Origin of the sequence: Gaetbulibacter sp. M235 (genome assembly GCF_043876835.1) — a bacterium.
In the GTDB taxonomy this organism is placed as follows: Bacteria; Bacteroidota; Bacteroidia; order Flavobacteriales; family Flavobacteriaceae; genus Yeosuana.
Genome location: NZ_JBAWJZ010000001.1, coordinates 542,656 through 561,980 on the forward strand (window position 1 = coordinate 542,656; position 19,325 = coordinate 561,980).

Here is a 19,325-nt window from a genome sequence, read left to right on the forward strand (position 1 = left end):
TATTTTTTACAAAGTTACGTTTTAATTATTAAAGCATATTTAGGAAATGTTATATTAAGTTAAAATGATGTTATTAACCATATATATTATATCAAATATTTCTTTTTAAAATTTAAAAAAATTATGATGTTTATTATAGTGTGTTAATAAGTCTTATAACTTTTTGATAATATATTTTGATTACAATTTATTTACCTTCTATTAATAATTAATTAACAATGTAAATTATTTTAAAAGCTTCATTTTTAATGATTTTATATTTTATATAAACAGTTGTTAACAACTAAAATTCATTATGTTTTGGTAACAACTATTTTTACTTTTAATGTTTGTATGTGTTAAAATTTAACTCATAAAAAATATAAAAAAAATTACTTAAAAATTAGGTGAGTTAAATTTGATTTTTGTTTATAAAAATGATTGGATTTACAATATTTTAGTTATAAAAATTAACAACCAGTTATCAACAAGTAATCAATACTATTATAAACTAAAATAATAAGTCTTTTTATTACCTTTACACCTTTAAAAAATATATATAATGACTATTTCAATTGGTAATGACCACGCTGGTGTAGAATATAAGTTTGCTATTTTAAATCATTTAGAGTCAAAAGGTTATAAGGTTATTAATTATGGAACAGATACTTTAGGTAGTGTAGATTACCCAGATTTTGTACATCCAGTAGCTAATGATGTTGAAAATAAAAAAGCAGATTTCGGTATTATAGTTTGTGGTAGTGGTAATGGTGCTAATATGACTGCTAATAAACATCAAGGTATTCGTTCTGCTTTATGTTGGACCAAAGAAATTGTTACTCTTGCCAGACAACATAATAATGCCAATATTTTAAGCATTCCTGCAAGATTTACAGCATTACAGCAAGTTATAGAAATGGTTGATACTTTTTTAGAAACAGCTTTTGAAGGTGGTCGTCACCAAGCGCGTATTGATAAAATACCTACTTCTTGTTAAATGAGTAATACACATTCGCACACACATAATCATTCACATGGAAAATTAAAAGGAAGGAACCTTTTTATATCTATTTTTTTAAATATTCTTATTACAACCGCACAAGTAATAGGAGGTTTGGTTTCTGGAAGTTTATCTTTATTAAGTGATGCTCTTCATAATTTTACAGATGTTATCTCACTTATAGTAAGTTATATAGCTACTGTTTTAGCTGGAAAATCAGCGTCATTACATAAAACTTTTGGTTATAAACGAGCAGAAATTTTAGCGGCTTTTGTAAACGCAGCTACTTTAATTATAGTAGCTGTTTTATTAATAAAAGAAGCTATAATAAGATTTCAGCATCCTCATATTATAGAATCTGGTATTGTTATTTGGTTATCATTACTTGGTATTATTGTAAATGGGCTTAGTGTATTGTTATTAAAAAGTGATTCAGAAAAAAACATGAATATGCGATCTGCATATTTACATTTATTAACAGATATGTTAGCAAGTGTTGCCGTGTTAATAGGTGGGCTACTAATGAAATTTTATGAAATATATTGGGTAGATAGTGCATTAACACTAGTTATTGCATTATATTTAGTTTGGGTAGGTTTTGATTTATTAAAAGACTCATTTCATGTGTTAATGCTTTTTGCTCCAGAAAATGTTCCTGTAAAAGATATTGTAAAAGAAGTACAGTTATTAGATGAAGTTAAAAACGTACATCATGTGCATGTTTGGCAATTAAATGAAGAAGAAACCCATTTTGAAGCACATATTGATTTTCATAATGATATTAGCCTGTCTCAATTTGATGCAATTTTAGTTAAAATTGAAGAGTTACTGTATCATAAATTTCATATTAATCATGTGAATATTCAGCCTGAATTTGGAAAGTGTGGTCCAAAAGATATTATTGTACAGGATTAATACATAAGTATATTTTTTATACAAAAAGGCATGTTAGAAATTCAAATCAAATCATTTCCTGAATTAACTACTCAAGAATTATATGATGTTTTACAACTTAGAAGTGAGGTTTTTGTAGTAGAACAGAATTGTGTATATCAGGATATTGATGGGAAAGACCAAAAAGCACTACATGTTTTAGGTATTAAAAATAACCAACTTGTAGCTTATACACGACTTTTTAAACCAGGTGATTATTTAGAATATGCGTGTATAGGTAGAGTAGTGGTTGTAAAAAACCAACGCCAATATAAATATGGTTATGATATTATGAACGCTTCAATTGAAGCTATAAAAAATTATTTTAATCAAACTATAATTAAAATTTCAGCTCAAGCCTATTTAAAAGGTTTCTATAATAATTTAGGGTTTAAAGAAGTAGGAGATGAGTATCTTGAAGATGATATTCCGCATATTGCAATGATTAAAAAATAATACTTTTATCTTTTTAAGGTAAAGTGACCTTTTAAAACGTCTCCACTGTTAAAAGTGATAATATACCAATAATCATTGGTTTCCAAAAGTTTTCCATTAAATGTTCCGTTCCAGCCAACGTTTGAAGGTAGAGATTTTAGTAATTTACCATAATGATCAAAAATATTTACCTTCTTAATATTATTTGTAAAATCTCTAACTAACCACAAATCATGGTTACCGTCATTATTAGGGGTAAAGTATTTAGGAATGTAATATTCATCCGTTGTTATTAACACATTGAAACTACTTTCGTTACTACTGCAAACCGTAGAATTGTAAATATATATAGTTTGTGATGTATTTATAACATCTCCTGCAAACAAAGTATTTCCAGTTCCGCCAGAACCTGTATAATATGAGCCGTAAGTGAGTGTTGGAAGTGTATAACTAACCCCAATAAAATCATTTAAAGAATCAACGTTTACAAACACATTACAATCATTAGGTGAGTTTACATAATTAGTAAATGAATAAGGTTGCCAGTTTGAATGATTTGAAGAGGCATTATCAACAACGACGCAACTTAAATTGATATTGTTTGAAAAATCAAAAGCATTTATACTATTATTATTTCCGTTTTTGATATTCAAGCTACATAAATTATTATTAGAACAATCAATATCTGTTAACTGATTATTTTGAGTTAAATCTAAATCTGTTAAGTTGTTATAACTAACATCTATAAAATCTAAAAGTTTGTTATTATAGGTATTTATAGTATTGATTTGATTCAGGCTACAATCAAAATGAATAAGACCAATATTATTACTAATATCTAAATCTGTTAAGTTGTTAGAACTAAGATTTATATAGTCTAGGTTACTATTTTTTAATAAGTTAATATTATTAACTTGGTTATTTTCAAGGCTTAATACATTTAAAGATATGTTATTTGAAACATCAAGATTGGCTAATTGGTTGTTACCGCAAACCAGTGAAATCAACTTTGAATTTTTACTAATATCTAAAACATTTAGTTGATTATTTGCACACCAAAAAATCTGTAAATTAATTAAGGACGATATGTCTAAAGTAGAAACGAAATTATTACTGCAAAACAACTGAATTAAGTTTATGTTTTTAGAAACATCTAAAGTATTTAAAAGGTTGTTTTCGCAACCCAATATTGTTAAACCTAAAAAGTCTTCAATTCCTGTTAGGTCTGCAATGTTTTTTGCATTCAAATTTAAACTTGAAATGTTGCTGATATTTGTTGTTGGAACCAAATCGTCTAAAGGACCAAAATCGAAACCCAAATCAATTAAAGTTTGTTCAAAATTATCGTCAGGCACAAATGTGTTTTGAGATAAGCCACAAACGCTTAGTATTAGGAAAGAATACACACATACTACGTTTTTTATTCTCAAACTAAAAGGATTATGTTATTAGGGTTCCTTTACATAGGTAATTAAAATTTCAACACGTCTGTCGTCTTTAGGATCACCACCTAAAGGAAATAAACGTCTTAAACCTACATATTTCATGCGTTTTGGGTTTACACCTTTTTTAACAAAATAATCGTAAACAAACTTAGCTCTTGCTACAGACAGGTTTCTTTTTTTTGTTTTTCTATCAACAGCATCCCTGCTAAACTGAGTACAACAAACATGGCCTTGAATAGTGAAATAAATATCTGTTCTTTCAACCAAAGATTTAGCAATATCTTCTAATGTTTTTTTAGACTCGGGCATAATAACACTGTAACCTGTTTTAAATAAAATGTTTTCAAAAACAATTTTATCACCAATCTTTAGCTTTCCTTTAATTTGTTCAGTAACATTTTTTTTAGGTTCAGTTGTTACAACTTGTTGTTCTTCAACCTTTTTTTCAGGTTTAGGTTTAACAATTATTTCAACTTTTCGATTTAAACCTCTAATTTTTAAAACATCAGTTTCGTCAACAATTTTTAGTAAAATTTCACCCTTACCATCAACATTGGTAATTAAGGATTCGCTTATTTCGTTATTAGCAAAAATAGCTTTAATCGCATTGGCTCGATCTTGAGAAAGTTTTAGATTGTATTCTGAAGCACCTATATCATCGCAAAAACCATAAATGGAGATAGATTCAATATCCATATCCGATAGTTTTGAAATGAATAATAATAAACGGTTTTCTTCAGTAATAACAACGTCATATTTATCTGTTTCAAAATAAACCTCATGAGTTAGTTCATTTTGAGCATAGACACATTGAATGGCCAATATGACACATAAAAATAGTTTATTCATTACTCGAGGCGCATAATAATTTATAAATATACTATTTTTAATTATTTGTTTAACGCTCAAACTACCTTAAATACTCTAGATAAGCTGTTGGGCTTGCAAGAATTTCTGAAGCTTTCTTTATTTCAGGATCATGGAGTTTTAAATAGTCATACAATCCTTCTCTGTAAACATAACGCTTAACAATGTCTTCCGTTAAGAGTTTTGTTATATAATCTTTATTGGCATCTAAAGCAGAGATTTTTGCTTTATTTAAACTGGAAATCAGCGTGTTGTAATCTGTTTTAATAGCAGAATCCAAATCTTCTTTTTTAGCTTCATCAATAGCTTTTTTAAGTGCTTTTTCGGTGTTGGTTTCAAAAGAAAATGAATTTGTTTTTAAAAATGTTTTAAAACTTTCAAAATCAGAATCGGTTAACTTAAAATCATTTACATTTTCAACTTTGTTTTTGTAGTAATAATTGGTTGAGAAGTCAAATATTAAGTTGTCATTTTCAATTGCATTTGTTAAAGCAGTGTTTTTTGAACCACTCATAACTTCATCTGGAAAAATACCTCCACCATCAAATACTTTTCTTCCGTTTTTGGTTTTGTATTCATTGTAATTTTCCTGTTTTACACGAATAGCTTCCCCTTTTTCGTTTCTGTGCCAATAATCTAATGCCTGAATACATCTTCCAGATGGTGTGTAATATCTTGAAATAGTTATTTTTAATTGTGTGCCATAAGTTAATAGTTTAGGGCGTTGCACTAATCCTTTTCCAAAACTTCTAGAACCAACTATAACTGCACGATCTAAATCTTGTAATGAACCAGAGACTATTTCACTTGCAGAAGCGCTATTTCCGTCGATAAGAATCACCAAAGGAATTTCGGTATCAATCGGGTCTTTTTGTGTGTAATAAGTGCGATTGTATTTTTTTACTTTTGATTTGGTTGTAACTACCAATTGGCCTTTAGGCACAAACATATTTACAATATCTATAGCTTCATTTACTAATCCGCCTGGGTTTCCTCTTAAATCTAAAACCAAACGTTTAGCACCTTGTGCTTTCAAATCTCTGATGGCATAACTTGTTTGGGAAGCAGCTTTCTCGCTAAACTGACTTAAAACAATGTAACCCGTTTTGTCATTAATCATTGAAAAATGAGGAACCGCATTAATTTCCACTTCAGCACGATTTATAGTAGCTGTTTTAGTGCTTCCTTGTCTTTTATAAGTAACTTCAACAGGGGTTCCTGGAGCTCCTTTTAACAATTCACCAGCATCATCTTTATAATTAGCAACAATTGTATTTCCTACTTTAATAATTTCGTCACCAGCTTTTAACCCAGCTTTATCTGCCGGATAGTCTTTATAAGGCTCAACAATTACCAATTTATCTTTAAGGGTTCTTACTTTGGCTCCAATACCTATATAGTCTCCCGTGTTATTTATTCTAGCAGCTTCTACATCCTGCTCATTCATAAAGTTGGTGTAAGGATCTAAATCTTTAAGCATGCTCTTAATGGCGGTATCCATTAAGTCTCCGGGATTCGTATCATCTACATAATTCATGTTCACCTCCTTAAACAAGGTGGTGAAAATTTCTATTTGTTTCGCAATTTCAAAAAAGTCATTTTGAAAGGCAGTTCCAGCTATAAAAATAATCAGCGCTAATACTGGAATAACCATCTTTTTTTTAAAAATCTGCTTCATTTTAATGGGGTTTAATGAGCTGCAATATTGTTTTCAAATTTTTCAAACAATCGTTTCATTTTAGTTTCAACCAATGTAAGACTTGGTTCTTCAGCACCAATATACAAAATCATAAACGCATGAGGTGTAGAAATGTTGTTGAAATATTCTGTTTTGTGTAACCTAAAGGCTTCACGCATAAGCCGTTTAATGCGATTGCGATCTACAGCCCGTTTAAAATGTTTTTTACTTACCGAAACACCAGTTTTAAACATCACATTATCATCAAATTCAGTTGAAATATATACTAAGCGCAGAGGAAACGCACTGACAGATTTGCCTTGTGAAAACAAGGTGTCTATAAGCTTTTTGCTTTTTAGTTTTTCTTTTTTGTTAAAAGTGAATTTCAATCGAACTGCTTTTAAAAACCAAAGGTAGTAAAATATAAAAGCTACTTTAAGAAATAGGTAATTTTTAGAAGTATTCGTTTAACGGTTCTCGGCTTAGCGATGTGGCGGATTTTTAGCACAGAAGTTCAATAGAATTCCTAATGTTGAACCTTGCACTAATGTGTCATAGAAGCACTTCATCCGCCATATTGCCAAACCGATGTTGTGCGATGCTTATTTGTCTTTCACTGAATTGAAAATTCTGATAATCTCATTATTAAATTTTTCAGGTTCTTCAAATACAGGACTATGTCCAGATTTTTCAAACTTAATGAATTCTTTTTTAGGTGCTTGCAGCATATTATTATACCTTTCTACAAGTTCCCAAGGTGTATTATAGTCATAAGCACCAGAGATAAAAAATACTGGGATTTTTACTGCTGGGATTTCTTTAAAGAAGTCTATGTTGTTGAAATCAGGGTCATAAATGATATTACCTGCTGAAAAGCCCGATGCTTTACCATATTTTATTAAATCAAAAAATGAATATTCTCTTGAAAACCAAATTGATGTTATCCAATCAGTATAGTTTGTTCTCTCATATCTTTCTCCACCTAATTTCAGTAACCATTCTTTTTGTTTTACTAATCCCCAAAAACCATTTTTATACATTTTTGTATAATCTCCCGATTGAGGTTGTCCAATTTCTTCTAATTCTTTGATGGCTTTTAGGTTGTTTGTTTCCTTAGCCTTTTTTAATGAATATTGATAAGAGATAAGCTCTCCTTCGTATGACACTAACTCTTGACCTATTCCAACATAAGCGATGAAATTTTCAGGATTTTTTTGAACAGCATACAAGCCAAGTCTCGACCCCCAAGAATGTCCCACTAAAAATATTTTTTCAACATTGAACCTGTTTTTAAGATAAGCGGTAAGCGTATCAACGTCTTGAATATATTTTGCTACCCTAATTTCTTCCTTTGGTGTCTTCTTACTGTAAGATTTGCCAGCATTTCTTTGGTCCCAGTAAACAACAGTGAAATGGTCTTCTAATTCGCTATTAAATTTCCGCAATAAAGCAGTTGCAGATGCCCCGGGACCACCGTGTAAAAAAAGTAAAACGGGCTTGCTTACATCCTTTCCCCTTATCAACACATACTGTTTTGTATTGTTGATTTCTAAATATTTAATTTCAGCAAGTCCATTTGGGGTCTTTATTTTCTTTGTCGAGGTACACGAAGAAAAAATTAAAACAACGAAAATTATAATTATATTTCTCATTTTTCTGTATTTTGTTTAAGTATCGCACAACTATCATGATATGAAACCGTTTTAATGTTTTATATCAGACGTTAAACGAAGTTAGTTAAAAATTCTTACAAAGTCAATTTTTAAAATGTATAAAAGCAATAAAGCCTCTTTGGAAAAAAGAGGCTTTAAATTATTGATTTTAAAAATGGTTTTATTTATTCTTGTTTTGACCCGGAGCGTAAGGTTTTGCCGATTGACTGCCTGTAGATTTTTTTATTTGCCCAGGAGCGGTACTGGATTTGCCTTTATTTGACACATAAAAAACTCTGCTACAGTTTGTGAAAATAAATAAGGCAAGCAATGCTATTAAAAACTTAAATCCATTTGATTTCATATTTTTTTATTTGTAGGTTACTCATTATTTACGGTTTAATTGGGGCGATAGATTTTTATAATTTACATTTTGTTATTTTCTCTGTTTATATCTGCCATTCCTTCTTTTGGGTCTATTTCTACTTTTGCAACAGGTTTCGTGGTTGTAAAAGTATAAGTTGGATATGCCCAAGCCCAGTCTGCTATAATAGTGGCCGTTGTTGGTTTTTCACCATACATCATACGTAAAGGAATGTAAAAATCTTCTGTACTTCCGTCTGTATAGGTTACAGTTAAATCGATAGGCATTGGCATTAAACCTATGCGTTCTAAGGTTACTGTATTGCCTTCAACAGTTTTTACACCATAATCAATAGTGTTTGTAGTCTGGCCAAAATCGGTTAAATACCAATCAAGTTCTAAACCAGATACTTTTTCAGCAGTACGAACAATATCCAATGGTTTTGGATGTGTGAATTTAAACTCCTCAAAATACTTTTTAATAGTTGTTTTTAGGTTTTCATCACCAATAACATAAGCTAATTGCGCTAAAAACACTTCACCTTTTGAATAGGCAGAAATACTATACGTTTGATTATATGCATAACGGTCTGCGTGAGTAGTTAAAGGTTGTTCCTTACCAGATTTTGCTAAATAAATATAGCCTCTATAGGCACCTTTTGTTGGGTTTTCTGAATTTTTGTGTAAGATATCATTTTCGGCCAAATCGCTTATATAGCTAGTAAAACCTTCGTCCATCCACTCGTGTTTTGACTCATTTGAAGCAAGTAAAAACTGAAACCAGGTATGTGCCATTTCGTGTGCAATAACACCAAACAAACCATTGAAACTTCCTTCGCCCATAATAAGGGTACACATGGCATATTCCATACCGCCATCACCACCTTGAATGACAGAATATTGCTCGTAAGGATAGTTGCCTACATTGGTACTATAATACTGCATCAACTCCACAACTTTTGGCTGTACATTTTTCCAGTTTTCTAAATTCTCTTTAGGCATGGTACTTTTATAGAAAAAATGTAAAAGCGGACCATTTGGTACTTGCATGGTATCGTGATTATAGTTTGGGTCTGCCGCCCATGTAAAGTCGTGAACATTAGGCGCTACAAAATGCCAAGTTAATTTGTCTCCTTTAGTTTTAACTTTTTCTGTTGTGTAACCATGGCCAATTTCATTGGGGTTTTGTAAATATCCAGAACCTCCAATAGTATAGGTTTTATCAATAGTAATGCTTACATCAAAGTTTCCCCAAACACCAAAAAATTCTCTAGCAATATAAGGGTCTGCGTGCCAACCTTCAAAATCGTATTCTGCTAATTTAGGATACCACTGTGCCATTGACAATGCCACACCTTCTTTATTATTTTTTCCAGCACGACGTATTTGAAGCGGTACTTGACCGTTAAAAACCATATCAAAAGTAACTTGTTCACCAGGTTGAATAGGAGATGCTAAGGTTACTTCTAAAATAGTCCCTACGGTTTCATATTTTAATGCTACTCCATTTTGTGTAAGTGAACTTACTTTTAAAAACCCCTGATCTTCTGGAGCTAATTTGCTAATTCTATCTTTAACACGAGGATCTGGGTCGGCTATGGTAAGTGAACGTACATCCATTTCACTGCCCGGTTGAAACGCATTATAAAACAAATGATAATATACACGGTTTAACACATCTGGTGAATTATTGGTATATACTAAATGCTGAGTGCCTTGGTATTGATATGTTTTTACATCCATATCAACATTCATGGTATAGTCAATTTTTTGTTGCCAATATCCGGGGTTTTGAGTTTTAGTGGCTGACTTGACACTGACATTTGAAGCACTACACGAAAGTATTGCTATAACAGAAAAAAAGTAAAAAAAAGAATATTTCATAAAGTCAATTTTTTAGGTTATTTATGTTGAAACTAGCTTTTTCTAGTTTAGAAGACTTGAAAATAGTATAGTCTATTTTAAATAGAAAAAGGGGTTTTTAAAACCCCTTTTTAGTTTTATTTTGCTATTTGAGACGCTATGATTAAAGCGTTGTAAGCATTAACCATTTTCCCAGATTTTGTTAAATCACCAAACGGTTTTATGTTTGCGGCATCACCACCAGTAACAACTTTTGTTTGAAGTGCTAAGCCAGAATCCATTAAAATATGTTTTACTTGAGAAGCCGTTAAACTTGGGTAATAAGAACGAATTAAAGCGGCAACACCGGCAACAGCTGGAGCTGCCATTGAAGTACCTCCTTTGGTATCATACTCATTTTCTGGAGTCGTTGAATATATTTTTGCTCCTGGAGCAAATACGTCTACATTTATTTTTCCGTAGTTTGAAAAACCTGCTACCATATTAGGGCCATATTTTGGTTCTAAAGCACCTACTGTAATGAAATTATCAGATACTTCTGGACCATTATCAACTTGATCATTCGGATAAATTGCTATAGAATCTAAATCTTCACCTTCATTTCCTGCTGCATTTACAAATAATACATCATGTTTGCCAGCATAAACAATTGCTTCTCTTACCCAGTCGCTATGAGGAGAGTAGTATTTTCCAAAACTTCCGTTAATAATTTTTGCGCCATTATCTACGGCATAACGAATTGCCAATGCAACATCTTTATCATACTCATCTCCGTTTGGAACCGTACGAACAGGCATAATTTCTACATTGTTTGCAACACCATTAACGCCTAAGCCATTATTACGTTCAGCAGCAATAATTCCAGCGACATGTGTGCCATGGCTTTCGCTTTTCTTAACAGGTTTTACGTTTCCATTTCCATAGAATTTAGTACTCATATCATCTGGATTATCTCCATTAACACGACCTTTTAAATCTTTGTTTAAGTTGTAATTTAAGCGTTCATTGATACTTTCTAAACCACTTTCAATTTCTTTAATAGCATCACCTACAGACTCTAAACCATTACTGTACATATAATTTGCCATTTGTACTGCTTGGTTAACCTCTTGATTGTCGGTTTTTATACTTTCAACATCTTCTTTTGTATAATCTTTTTTGTTAAGATATTTTGATAAGGCATCATCAGCGCCTTTAATGCGTTGATATATCTGATCATACTGGGTTTTTCTTCCCATCCACAATTGATATTCTTTATCATATTCTGCTTTAGCCCTGTTGTATTCTGGATTAGATGTGTCACCACTAGCAAGAATTCTTACATATTCTAATTGCTCATTATAGCCATCTCCTAAAAAATTCCATCCATGAACATCATCAACATAACCATTTTTATCATCATCTTTTCCGTTGTTTGGAATTTCTCTTTTATTGGTCCAAATAACATCATTTAAGTCTTCGTGGTCGATATCTATACCAGAATCTACAACCGCTACAATGACTTTTTTGCCAGTTTTATTTTTTATAATTTCCGCATAAGCTTTATCAACACTCATTCCCGGAATGGTGTCTTTTACAAGGTCTAAATGTCCCCAATTGTGTTTTTCTGCCTCAGTTAAGTCAGCGGTTTTTAATGGGGAAGAATCTATATTTTCAATAGGTGTTGATATGATAGCTGAGCTTCCGCAACTAAAAAGCATGGACGCAAGAAGCATCGCAAAGAATAAAGATTTATAAGATTTCATTAGAGTTAAATATTAATTAAAAATTTCAGAAGTTGTGTAAATATTTTTCAGTCTCACACCTTTTTCGGTATGCTGAACGGTAATAATTTCATTATGGGCGTCATGCTCTAAAAACAAATAATATTCGTTATCAGCAGCCATTTTTAAAAAGGTTTCTTTTTCGTCAAGAGTTAATAAAGGTCTTGTGTCATAACCCATAACGAAAGCTAAGGGCAGATGCCCAACGGTTGGAAGTAAATCTGCTACAAAACAGATGGTTTTATTTTTATAGTGAATCATTGGAATCATTTGCTTGTCGGTATGACCATCAGCAAAAAAAATGTCAAAACCAATCTCAGAGTTTTTAAGTGTATTTCCATTAGGAATAGTTATAAACTTTAGTTGGCCACTATCCTGCATTGGTAAAAGATTCTCTTTTAAAAATGATGCTTTTTCCCTTTTATTAGGTTGGGTTGCCCACAACCAATGGTCTTTATTGCTCCAAAAATGTGCATTTTTAAAAGCTGGTTCATAACCTGTTTTGTCATGATTCCATTGTATGCTGCCACCACAATGATCGAAATGTAAATGCGTCATAAACACATCGGTTATATCATCAGGATGAAAGCCATGATGTTTTAATGATTTTTCAAGTGTATCATTTCCCCATAAATAGTAGTATCCAAAAAATTTATCAGATTGCTTATTGCCCATTCCGGTATCAATCAGAATAAGTTTGTTGCCATCTTCAACCAATAAACATCTGGTTGCAAGATCAATCATATTATTGGCGTCGGCAGGGTTTGTAGTTTGCCACATTGATTTTGGAACAACACCAAACATGGCGCCACCGTCGAGTTTAAAATTTCCTGAATTAATGGGGTATAAATTCATAAGTATACAAAATTAGTAAAACCTATATAATAATGGTTAAATGTTATGAAATTATTAAGATTCCAATTTAAAACGTACGTTGTTTACACTTTCTTTAGAACCTACCAATGTTACAACATCTCCTAAACGAAGTCTGGTGAAACCATGTGAGATGATAATTCTACCTTTTCGCATCACAGAAAGCACTATTATATCTGTTGGAAACCTTAAATCTCTTAAGGTAAGACCATGAATATCTTTATTTCTTATTTCAACATCTATTGTGTCTTGTGAATTGTCAATACCTAATAAAATAGAGGTTGCGTTGGGCGAGCGCACAAAATGATCAAGTAAATTTACCATGGCTAATGATGGATCTATAATTCGAACGCCCAGACTATTGAATTTGTTTAAAAAAACTCTTGACCCGTTAAATCGAGCTATAATATCCTTGATTCCAAAATCTTTATACATGATTTCAGAGATTTTATAATTCTCAGAGTCTGAAAGTAAACAAACAACAACATCGGCTTTTTCAATATTCAAATTTTTAAAATTTGGCAAAGAAAACTCCGTTAAAGGAATGATATCAAAATTCTCATTACTTTCAATAAAATCTTCTGTTTTACAAAATATTCTTGGAATCCAACCGTGTTGTTTTAAAGCCACTGCAAGAGCAATGGACTGATTTTCTAAACCAAAAATGATAGCATCTTTTACGCCATCAAAATCTGGCGTTTTATTTTTTAAACGACTTTCTCCAACAATATTAATTGCCAATTTAAATAAAGGAGGTCCAATTAATTGATTAAGAACAATGATTGCAATGATAATGGTTTCAAATTCATAACCCCAAGAAGGAAATTCATTGGCTATCAATGTAGTTAAACCCAACGCAACACCGGCTTGCGTAACATAAGGCATCCACGCTATAAACGTGAATTTTTTATTGTCTTTTGAAGCTACAACTCCAAAAACACCACCAATAATAAGAGTTATAATTCTAAGTCCGAATAAAGCAATAGCAACCCAAAACACACCAATTAAGGTATGAAATGATAATGCCGCACCAGTTAAGGTAAAAAATATGATATAAATTGTAGGGCTAATACCTTCTAACAAGCCTGTAAACTCAACCCTGTTTTTACTGTAATTTGTGACAACAAAACTTCCAATAATGCAAATTAGCAAAGGTTCTAAAGTGATTTCGTGCAATAAATATTGGTGTGAGTAAACTTTAACTACTAAAGCAAACAGATAGATACTATATCCTAAAAGCAAGATAATTACAGATTTGATATGCTTATTAAGTTTTAAGGTAAGCGGAATTTGGATGATTCTTCCCAGCAAAACACCTAAAGCAAATGAAAAAGTGAGTTCAATAAACAAGAAAAACAAAAACAATAAACCTAAAGGTTCTTTGTGTATTATAGCTTTGGTGACTGCGAAACAGACAGCAAACAAGATAATAACCAAAACATCTTTAACCACAGTCACGCCCATAGCTGTTTTTGTGAATGGCCCATTGGCACGCATTTCATTAATAACAGCAATTGCAGATGAAGGTGATCGAGCCACGAAAATAGTACCAAACAACATAGCAATAGCTATCTTAACATCTGGAGTTAAGTTGGACATAAAAGAAATATGAGATGCTGTAAAGTAAATAACGCCGGTGCTTAAAAAAAATGTAATCACTAATTGTCCAATAGTCATCCACTTTATACTTTTTAATCTACTACGCAATTCCTTTAAGTATAATTCTGAACCAGCTGAAAAAGCAATAATAGATAAAGCAATATCATTTAAAAAGCGAAGTTTAGGCAAAGATTCATGTGGAATAAACTTTAACACAGAAGAACCAGCAATAATACCGGTAACAATTAGCCCAGTAATTAAAGGAAACTTAATTTTTTGAAAAGCTTTCGCAATTTGATACCCAGCAATAGATACAATTGTAAAACCTATTAAAAGAACAAAAAAATTCAAATCCATAAAGAATAATTCCTGTTAGGCTTATTAAATATATCAAACCCTGTTGAAAGTACAAGATATATTAAATTATAAGAAAACCATATTGAATTGAAATTAAAACAATTGTTTATTATGCTAATAGCTATTCCAATAAAAAGAAACTTAGCTAAAGGATTGATTTTTTCATGTTTTTATTAGTATTTTAACACAAAAATTTATTGCATGTTAGAACTTGCCGGCATTATTATTTTAGGAATATTAGCACAATGGGTGGCTTGGAAGTTTAAAATTCCAGCTATTCTCCCTTTAATATTAATTGGTTTATTAGTAGGCCCTATTGCTGCTGCATTTTTAAGTGAAGATGGCTCAAAATGGATAGAACCTGTTTGGAATGGTACCAAAGGATTATTTCCTGGAGAAGGATTGTTTTATTTTGTTTCTCTGGCTATAAGCATTATTCTTTTCGAAGGAGGATTAACCTTAAAACGTGCTGAAATAAAACATGTAGGTCCAGTAATAACGAAACTGATTACAGTTGGTTCAGCTATTACATTTTTTGGGGCAGGGTTATTGGCGCGATATATATTTGGACTCAGTTGGGAAATTTCCTTTTTGTTTTCAGCATTAATAATTGTTACCGGACCAACAGTTATAACACCTATTTTAAGAAACATACCTCTTAAAAAAGATGTTTCTACAGTATTAAAATGGGAAGGCATTTTAATTGATCCTATTGGTGCTTTAGTGGCGGTATTGGTATTTGAATTTATTAGTGTAGAAGGCGATAGAGGTTTTACTAAAACGGCTTTGATAGAATTTGGAAAGATCATCCTTTTTGGAACCACTTTTGGTTTCACATTTGCCCACGCCTTAGCATTTGCGGTTAACAAAAAACTTATTCCACACTATTTATTAAATGTTGCATCTCTTTCTGCTGTATTGTTGGTTTTTGTTGAATCTGAAATTTTTGCTCATGAATCTGGTCTGCTTGCTGTTGTGGTTATGGGGATGGTTTTGGGTAACGGTAAACTGGAAAATATTAAGGAATTGCTTTACTTTAAAGAATCATTAAGTGTTTTACTTATATCGATTCTGTTTATTTTGTTAGCTGCCAACATTAATATTGACGATTTAATGCTGCTTTATAGATGGGAAACAGTTGCGCTTTTTGCTTCTGTAGTATTTATTTTAAGACCTATTGGCGTTTTTTTGTCAACCATTGGCTCAAAACTTCAATTTAATGAAAAGCTTTTTATTAGCTGGGTTGGACCAAGAGGAATTGTTGCAGCAGGTATCGCTTCGCTTTTTGGAAGCAAATTACTAAAAGAAGGGGTTGCTGGCGCTGAATATATTACACCTTTAGTGTTTATGATTGTTCTTGGAACAGTGTTACTTAATGCTACAACAGCAAGAGTTTTTGCAAAACTTGTTGGAGTATTTCTAAAAAAATCTGAAGGTATTTTAATAATTGGAGCATCACAATTTTCTAGGTTAATTGGCAGGTATTTAGAAGACAACGGCAGACACGTTGTTTTAATAGATAGCAACCAAAATAATATACTATTAGCCCAAGACTTAGGATTAGAGGCTTTTAATGTCGACATTTATTCGGAAACTTTGGAAGATAATATAGAACTTAACGATGTTGGGTTTTTAATGGCACTCACAGGAAGCTCTGACATTAACGAATATGCCATTAATAAATTTAGCCAACAATTTGGAGAAAATGGTTCGTTTAGATTAATTTCTGTTGAAGAAATGAGCAATCCCGAAAATAGCCCAAGAGAAGGATTATTTTCACACACAGATGATTTTATAAAGCTTACAGAAGTGGCACGTAAATACCCTATAATTCATGAAATCGAAATTAAAGATCGTGCTCATTATGAAAAGTTAATTGAAATTACCAATAAGGATGAGGATAGAATCCCTTTATTAGTAATGGATAAACGAGGTGTTCTTGAAATCATCTCGTCTTATAATACTGCTATTAGTAAAGTAGAAAAAGGGTATAAACTGGTATATTTAGGCAAGCGTTTTTAAAAACACTTTATAAAACAAAAACATCCAAAAATTTTTTGGATGTTTTTGTTTTAATTAAAATTATAAAATTTGAATTTCTGTAAAACCTTTAGGAATGATGAACGAATTTTCACTTTTTACCTTTGTTTTTTCAAACAGAAACTCTTCTTTATCAATTATAATTTTAGAAACATTAAAAGGAAACCCGTGTAAGTTTATTTTAAAGGTTTCAAAAGGCGCAACATATTTGCCAGATTTGTGTTGATGAATGCTTAATTCTGTTTTGGTTCCAATCAAATTTAGATTTCTTAAGCTATAACGGCCTTTTATATAATCATAACCATCATGAGCATCCTCATAAATTTGAGAGGATTCTTTACCTTTTTTATAATAAATATCAAGAGTTATTTGTTCAATGGTTTTTTCTCCAACATATTGTTGTACAGGGTATTTTGGAATGATAGCACCTTCTTTTACAAATATTGGCATACTATCTAAATCTGCATCTACCCAAAGTTCCTGACCTCCTTCAATAAGTTGGTCTGTCCAGAAATTATACCAATTACCTAAAGGAACATACATTCGTCTGCCTTTAGCATTAGCCTCAATAATTGGGCAAACTAAGATTTTATCTCCAAAAATAAACTCATCATTTCTATAATGAGTATGTGGGTCTAATTGATCGTAAAGTACTAGCGATTTTAAAATTGGAATACCTTCAGTAGCATATCTCCAAAAGGACGTATACAAGTAAGGCAATAATTGGTAACGCAACTCAATAAATTTTCTAACCACGTTAGTCACGTTAGTTCCAAAAGCCCAAGGTTCTTGGTCTCCATGGTCTCCAGAAGAGTGCGTTCTACAGAAAGGATGGAAAACCCCTAATTGTATCCAACGCGCATATAACTCTCCATTAGGTTGTTCAGCAAATCCACCTATGTCTGACCCAATAAATGAAAAACCAGACATACACATGCGTTGCGCTTGAATATTGGCTATGCTTAAATGTTCCCAAGTTGCTACATTATCACCGGTCCAACTTGAGGTGTAACGCTGTGTACCGGAAAAAGCCGCACGAGTTATAACAAAAGGTCTTTTAGGGTATGAGAACTTTTTTAAACCTTGGTAGGTGGCTCTTGCCATTTGCATTCCATATACATTGTGTGCTTTTCTGTGACTACAAAGATTGCCTTCATAATAATGTCTTACATCGTTAGGGAATGATTTTCCTGGAACATCCATAACGGCTGGTTCATTCATATCATTCCAAACACCTTTAACACCAATGTCTTCTACTAATTCTTTAAATAGATCAGACCACCAATCGCGAACTTCTGGGTTTGTAAAATCAGGGAAATAACATTCACCTGGCCATACTTTACCTTTCATATATGGGCCATCTGCTCGTTTACAGAAATAATCCTTTTCCAGACCTTCTTTAAAAACGCTATAATCATTATCTATCTTAATTCCAGGGTCAATAATTACAATGGTTTTAAACCCATCATCAGCCAACTCTTTAACCATTCTTTTTGGGTCTGGAAAATGTTCTTTGCTCCAGGTAAAACACCTGAACCCTTCCATGTAGTCAATATCTAAATATATAGCGTCACAAGGAATTTGTAATTCTCTAAATTTTGAGGTAATTTCTTTTACTTTGGCTTCAGGGTAATAGCTCCATTTACACTGATGATATCCTAAAGCCCATAAAGCAGGCATTTCATGAGGCTTTCCGGTTAAATCAGTGTAGTTGGCAACAACCTCAGACATGTCTGGACCATAGAAAAAATAGTAGTTTATTTCACCACCTTCAGCCCAAAAACTAGTAATGTTTCTGCGTTCGTGGCAAAAATCAAAATGCGAGCGAAATGAATTATCGAAAAAGATTCCGTAAGCTTTTTTGTTTTGTAATAAACCAGTGTAAAAAGGAATTGCTTTGTAAATTGGATCTGAATCTTTTCCAAAGGCGTATGAATCTGTTACCCAGTTTTCAAAACGTTTTCCTTTTAAATTGTTATCAACAGGTTTGTCTCCTAAACCATAATAAGCTTCACTACTATGTGATATTTTTGACATTTTAACCACGTCTCCTCCAAATTCATAGCTTTCTTCCCAATGAAATCCTAGTTCATCTTCGCAAATCACATCAAGGTCTTTAGCGTCTAGAATAGATGTGCGTGTGTCTAGTTTTGAAATATAACAAACAAGTTTAGAAGTCGTTATAATATATTTTTCATCATCTTCTGTGACTTCAAGAAAATTGTAGCCCCTGCTTGCATATTTGGTAATGGCATACGAGAAATCTTTTTCAAAAATACCAGTTGTTGTATATCTAAATCTTATAACACTATCTCTTACAACTGTAACATGTAAGGTTACATTATTTTCTGTAGTAAAAGAAAGTGTGTCTAGGTTTTTTTTGTATGAAATTATTTTGGACGGAAATAAGTTTCCTTTGTATTCTAATTCAGTATTTAATATCATAAATAGCGCAATTTTGTAAAAGGCGAAAATACT

The 19,325-nt window shown here is 31.9% G+C and carries 15 protein-coding genes; 4 read left to right on the top strand and 11 right to left on the bottom strand.

Going from position 1 to position 19,325, the window contains the following annotated elements:
- The first annotated feature begins 541 nt into the window (after positions 1-541).
- The 3 genes from rpiB to V8G69_RS02490 are packed head-to-tail and all read left to right on the top strand — an operon-like array spanning position 542 to position 2,368.
- Positions 542-976, top strand: coding sequence for a ribose 5-phosphate isomerase B (rpiB, locus tag V8G69_RS02480; RefSeq protein WP_394880145.1), 435 nt, complete (start codon positions 542-544; stop codon positions 974-976).
- Positions 977-1,894, top strand: a complete 918-nt coding sequence (locus V8G69_RS02485) for a cation diffusion facilitator family transporter (protein ID WP_394880146.1) — start codon at positions 977-979, stop codon at positions 1,892-1,894. It abuts the gene before it with no gap.
- Between the two features lie 30 nt (positions 1,895-1,924).
- Entirely contained in the window at positions 1,925-2,368 is a 444-nt protein-coding gene (locus V8G69_RS02490) for a GNAT family N-acetyltransferase (RefSeq protein WP_394880147.1), read from the top strand.
- Positions 2,369-2,373: 5 nt separating this feature from the next.
- On the opposite strand, the gene V8G69_RS02495 is transcribed toward V8G69_RS02490, so the two are convergent.
- The 10 genes from V8G69_RS02495 to V8G69_RS02540 form a co-directional block, all read right to left on the bottom strand.
- On the bottom strand, positions 2,374-3,753 hold the full coding sequence (locus V8G69_RS02495; protein WP_394880148.1) for a T9SS type B sorting domain-containing protein: 1,380 nt from the start codon (positions 3,751-3,753) through the stop codon (positions 2,374-2,376).
- A 42-nt stretch (positions 3,754-3,795) separates the two neighbouring features.
- Positions 3,796-4,641 (bottom strand): OmpA family protein, encoded by an 846-nt coding sequence (locus tag V8G69_RS02500; protein ID WP_394880149.1) that lies wholly within the window; start codon positions 4,639-4,641, stop codon positions 3,796-3,798.
- 61 nt (positions 4,642-4,702) lie between these two features.
- Positions 4,703-6,337, bottom strand: coding sequence for a S41 family peptidase (locus V8G69_RS02505; protein WP_394880150.1), 1,635 nt, complete (start codon positions 6,335-6,337; stop codon positions 4,703-4,705).
- A gap of 11 nt (positions 6,338-6,348) precedes the next feature.
- Entirely contained in the window at positions 6,349-6,726 is a 378-nt protein-coding gene (gene rnpA, locus V8G69_RS02510) for a ribonuclease P protein component (RefSeq protein ID WP_394880151.1), read from the bottom strand.
- A 213-nt stretch (positions 6,727-6,939) separates the two neighbouring features.
- On the bottom strand, positions 6,940-7,989 hold the full coding sequence (locus V8G69_RS02515; protein ID WP_394880152.1) for an alpha/beta fold hydrolase: 1,050 nt from the start codon (positions 7,987-7,989) through the stop codon (positions 6,940-6,942).
- A gap of 181 nt (positions 7,990-8,170) precedes the next feature.
- Positions 8,171-8,353 (bottom strand): hypothetical protein, encoded by a 183-nt coding sequence (locus V8G69_RS02520; RefSeq protein ID WP_394880153.1) that lies wholly within the window; start codon positions 8,351-8,353, stop codon positions 8,171-8,173.
- Positions 8,354-8,415: 62 nt separating this feature from the next.
- On the bottom strand, positions 8,416-10,236 hold the full coding sequence (locus V8G69_RS02525) for a M1 family metallopeptidase (RefSeq protein WP_394880154.1): 1,821 nt from the start codon (positions 10,234-10,236) through the stop codon (positions 8,416-8,418).
- Positions 10,237-10,352: 116 nt separating this feature from the next.
- Positions 10,353-11,960 carry a S8 family peptidase gene (locus tag V8G69_RS02530; RefSeq protein ID WP_394880155.1) on the bottom strand — a complete coding sequence of 536 codons (1,608 nt, stop codon included), beginning with the start codon at positions 11,958-11,960 and terminating at the stop codon, positions 10,353-10,355.
- Positions 11,961-11,972: 12 nt separating this feature from the next.
- A complete protein-coding gene (locus V8G69_RS02535; protein ID WP_394880156.1) occupies positions 11,973-12,833 on the bottom strand; it encodes an MBL fold metallo-hydrolase in 861 nt (286 codons plus the stop codon).
- A 54-nt stretch (positions 12,834-12,887) separates the two neighbouring features.
- Entirely contained in the window at positions 12,888-14,807 is a 1,920-nt protein-coding gene (locus V8G69_RS02540; protein WP_394880158.1) for a cation:proton antiporter, read from the bottom strand.
- 201 nt (positions 14,808-15,008) lie between these two features.
- On the opposite strand from V8G69_RS02540, the gene V8G69_RS02545 reads away from it, so the two are divergent.
- Positions 15,009-16,829, top strand: coding sequence for a cation:proton antiporter (locus V8G69_RS02545; protein WP_394880159.1), 1,821 nt, complete (start codon positions 15,009-15,011; stop codon positions 16,827-16,829).
- Between the two features lie 60 nt (positions 16,830-16,889).
- Here the strand turns inward: V8G69_RS02545 and V8G69_RS02550 are convergent, their stop codons facing one another.
- The gene (locus V8G69_RS02550; RefSeq protein WP_394880160.1) at positions 16,890-19,292 is read right to left on the bottom strand and encodes a glycoside hydrolase family 31 protein; all 2,403 of its coding nucleotides are present in this window, start codon (positions 19,290-19,292) and stop codon (positions 16,890-16,892) included.
- Positions 19,293-19,325 lie beyond the last annotated feature (33 nt).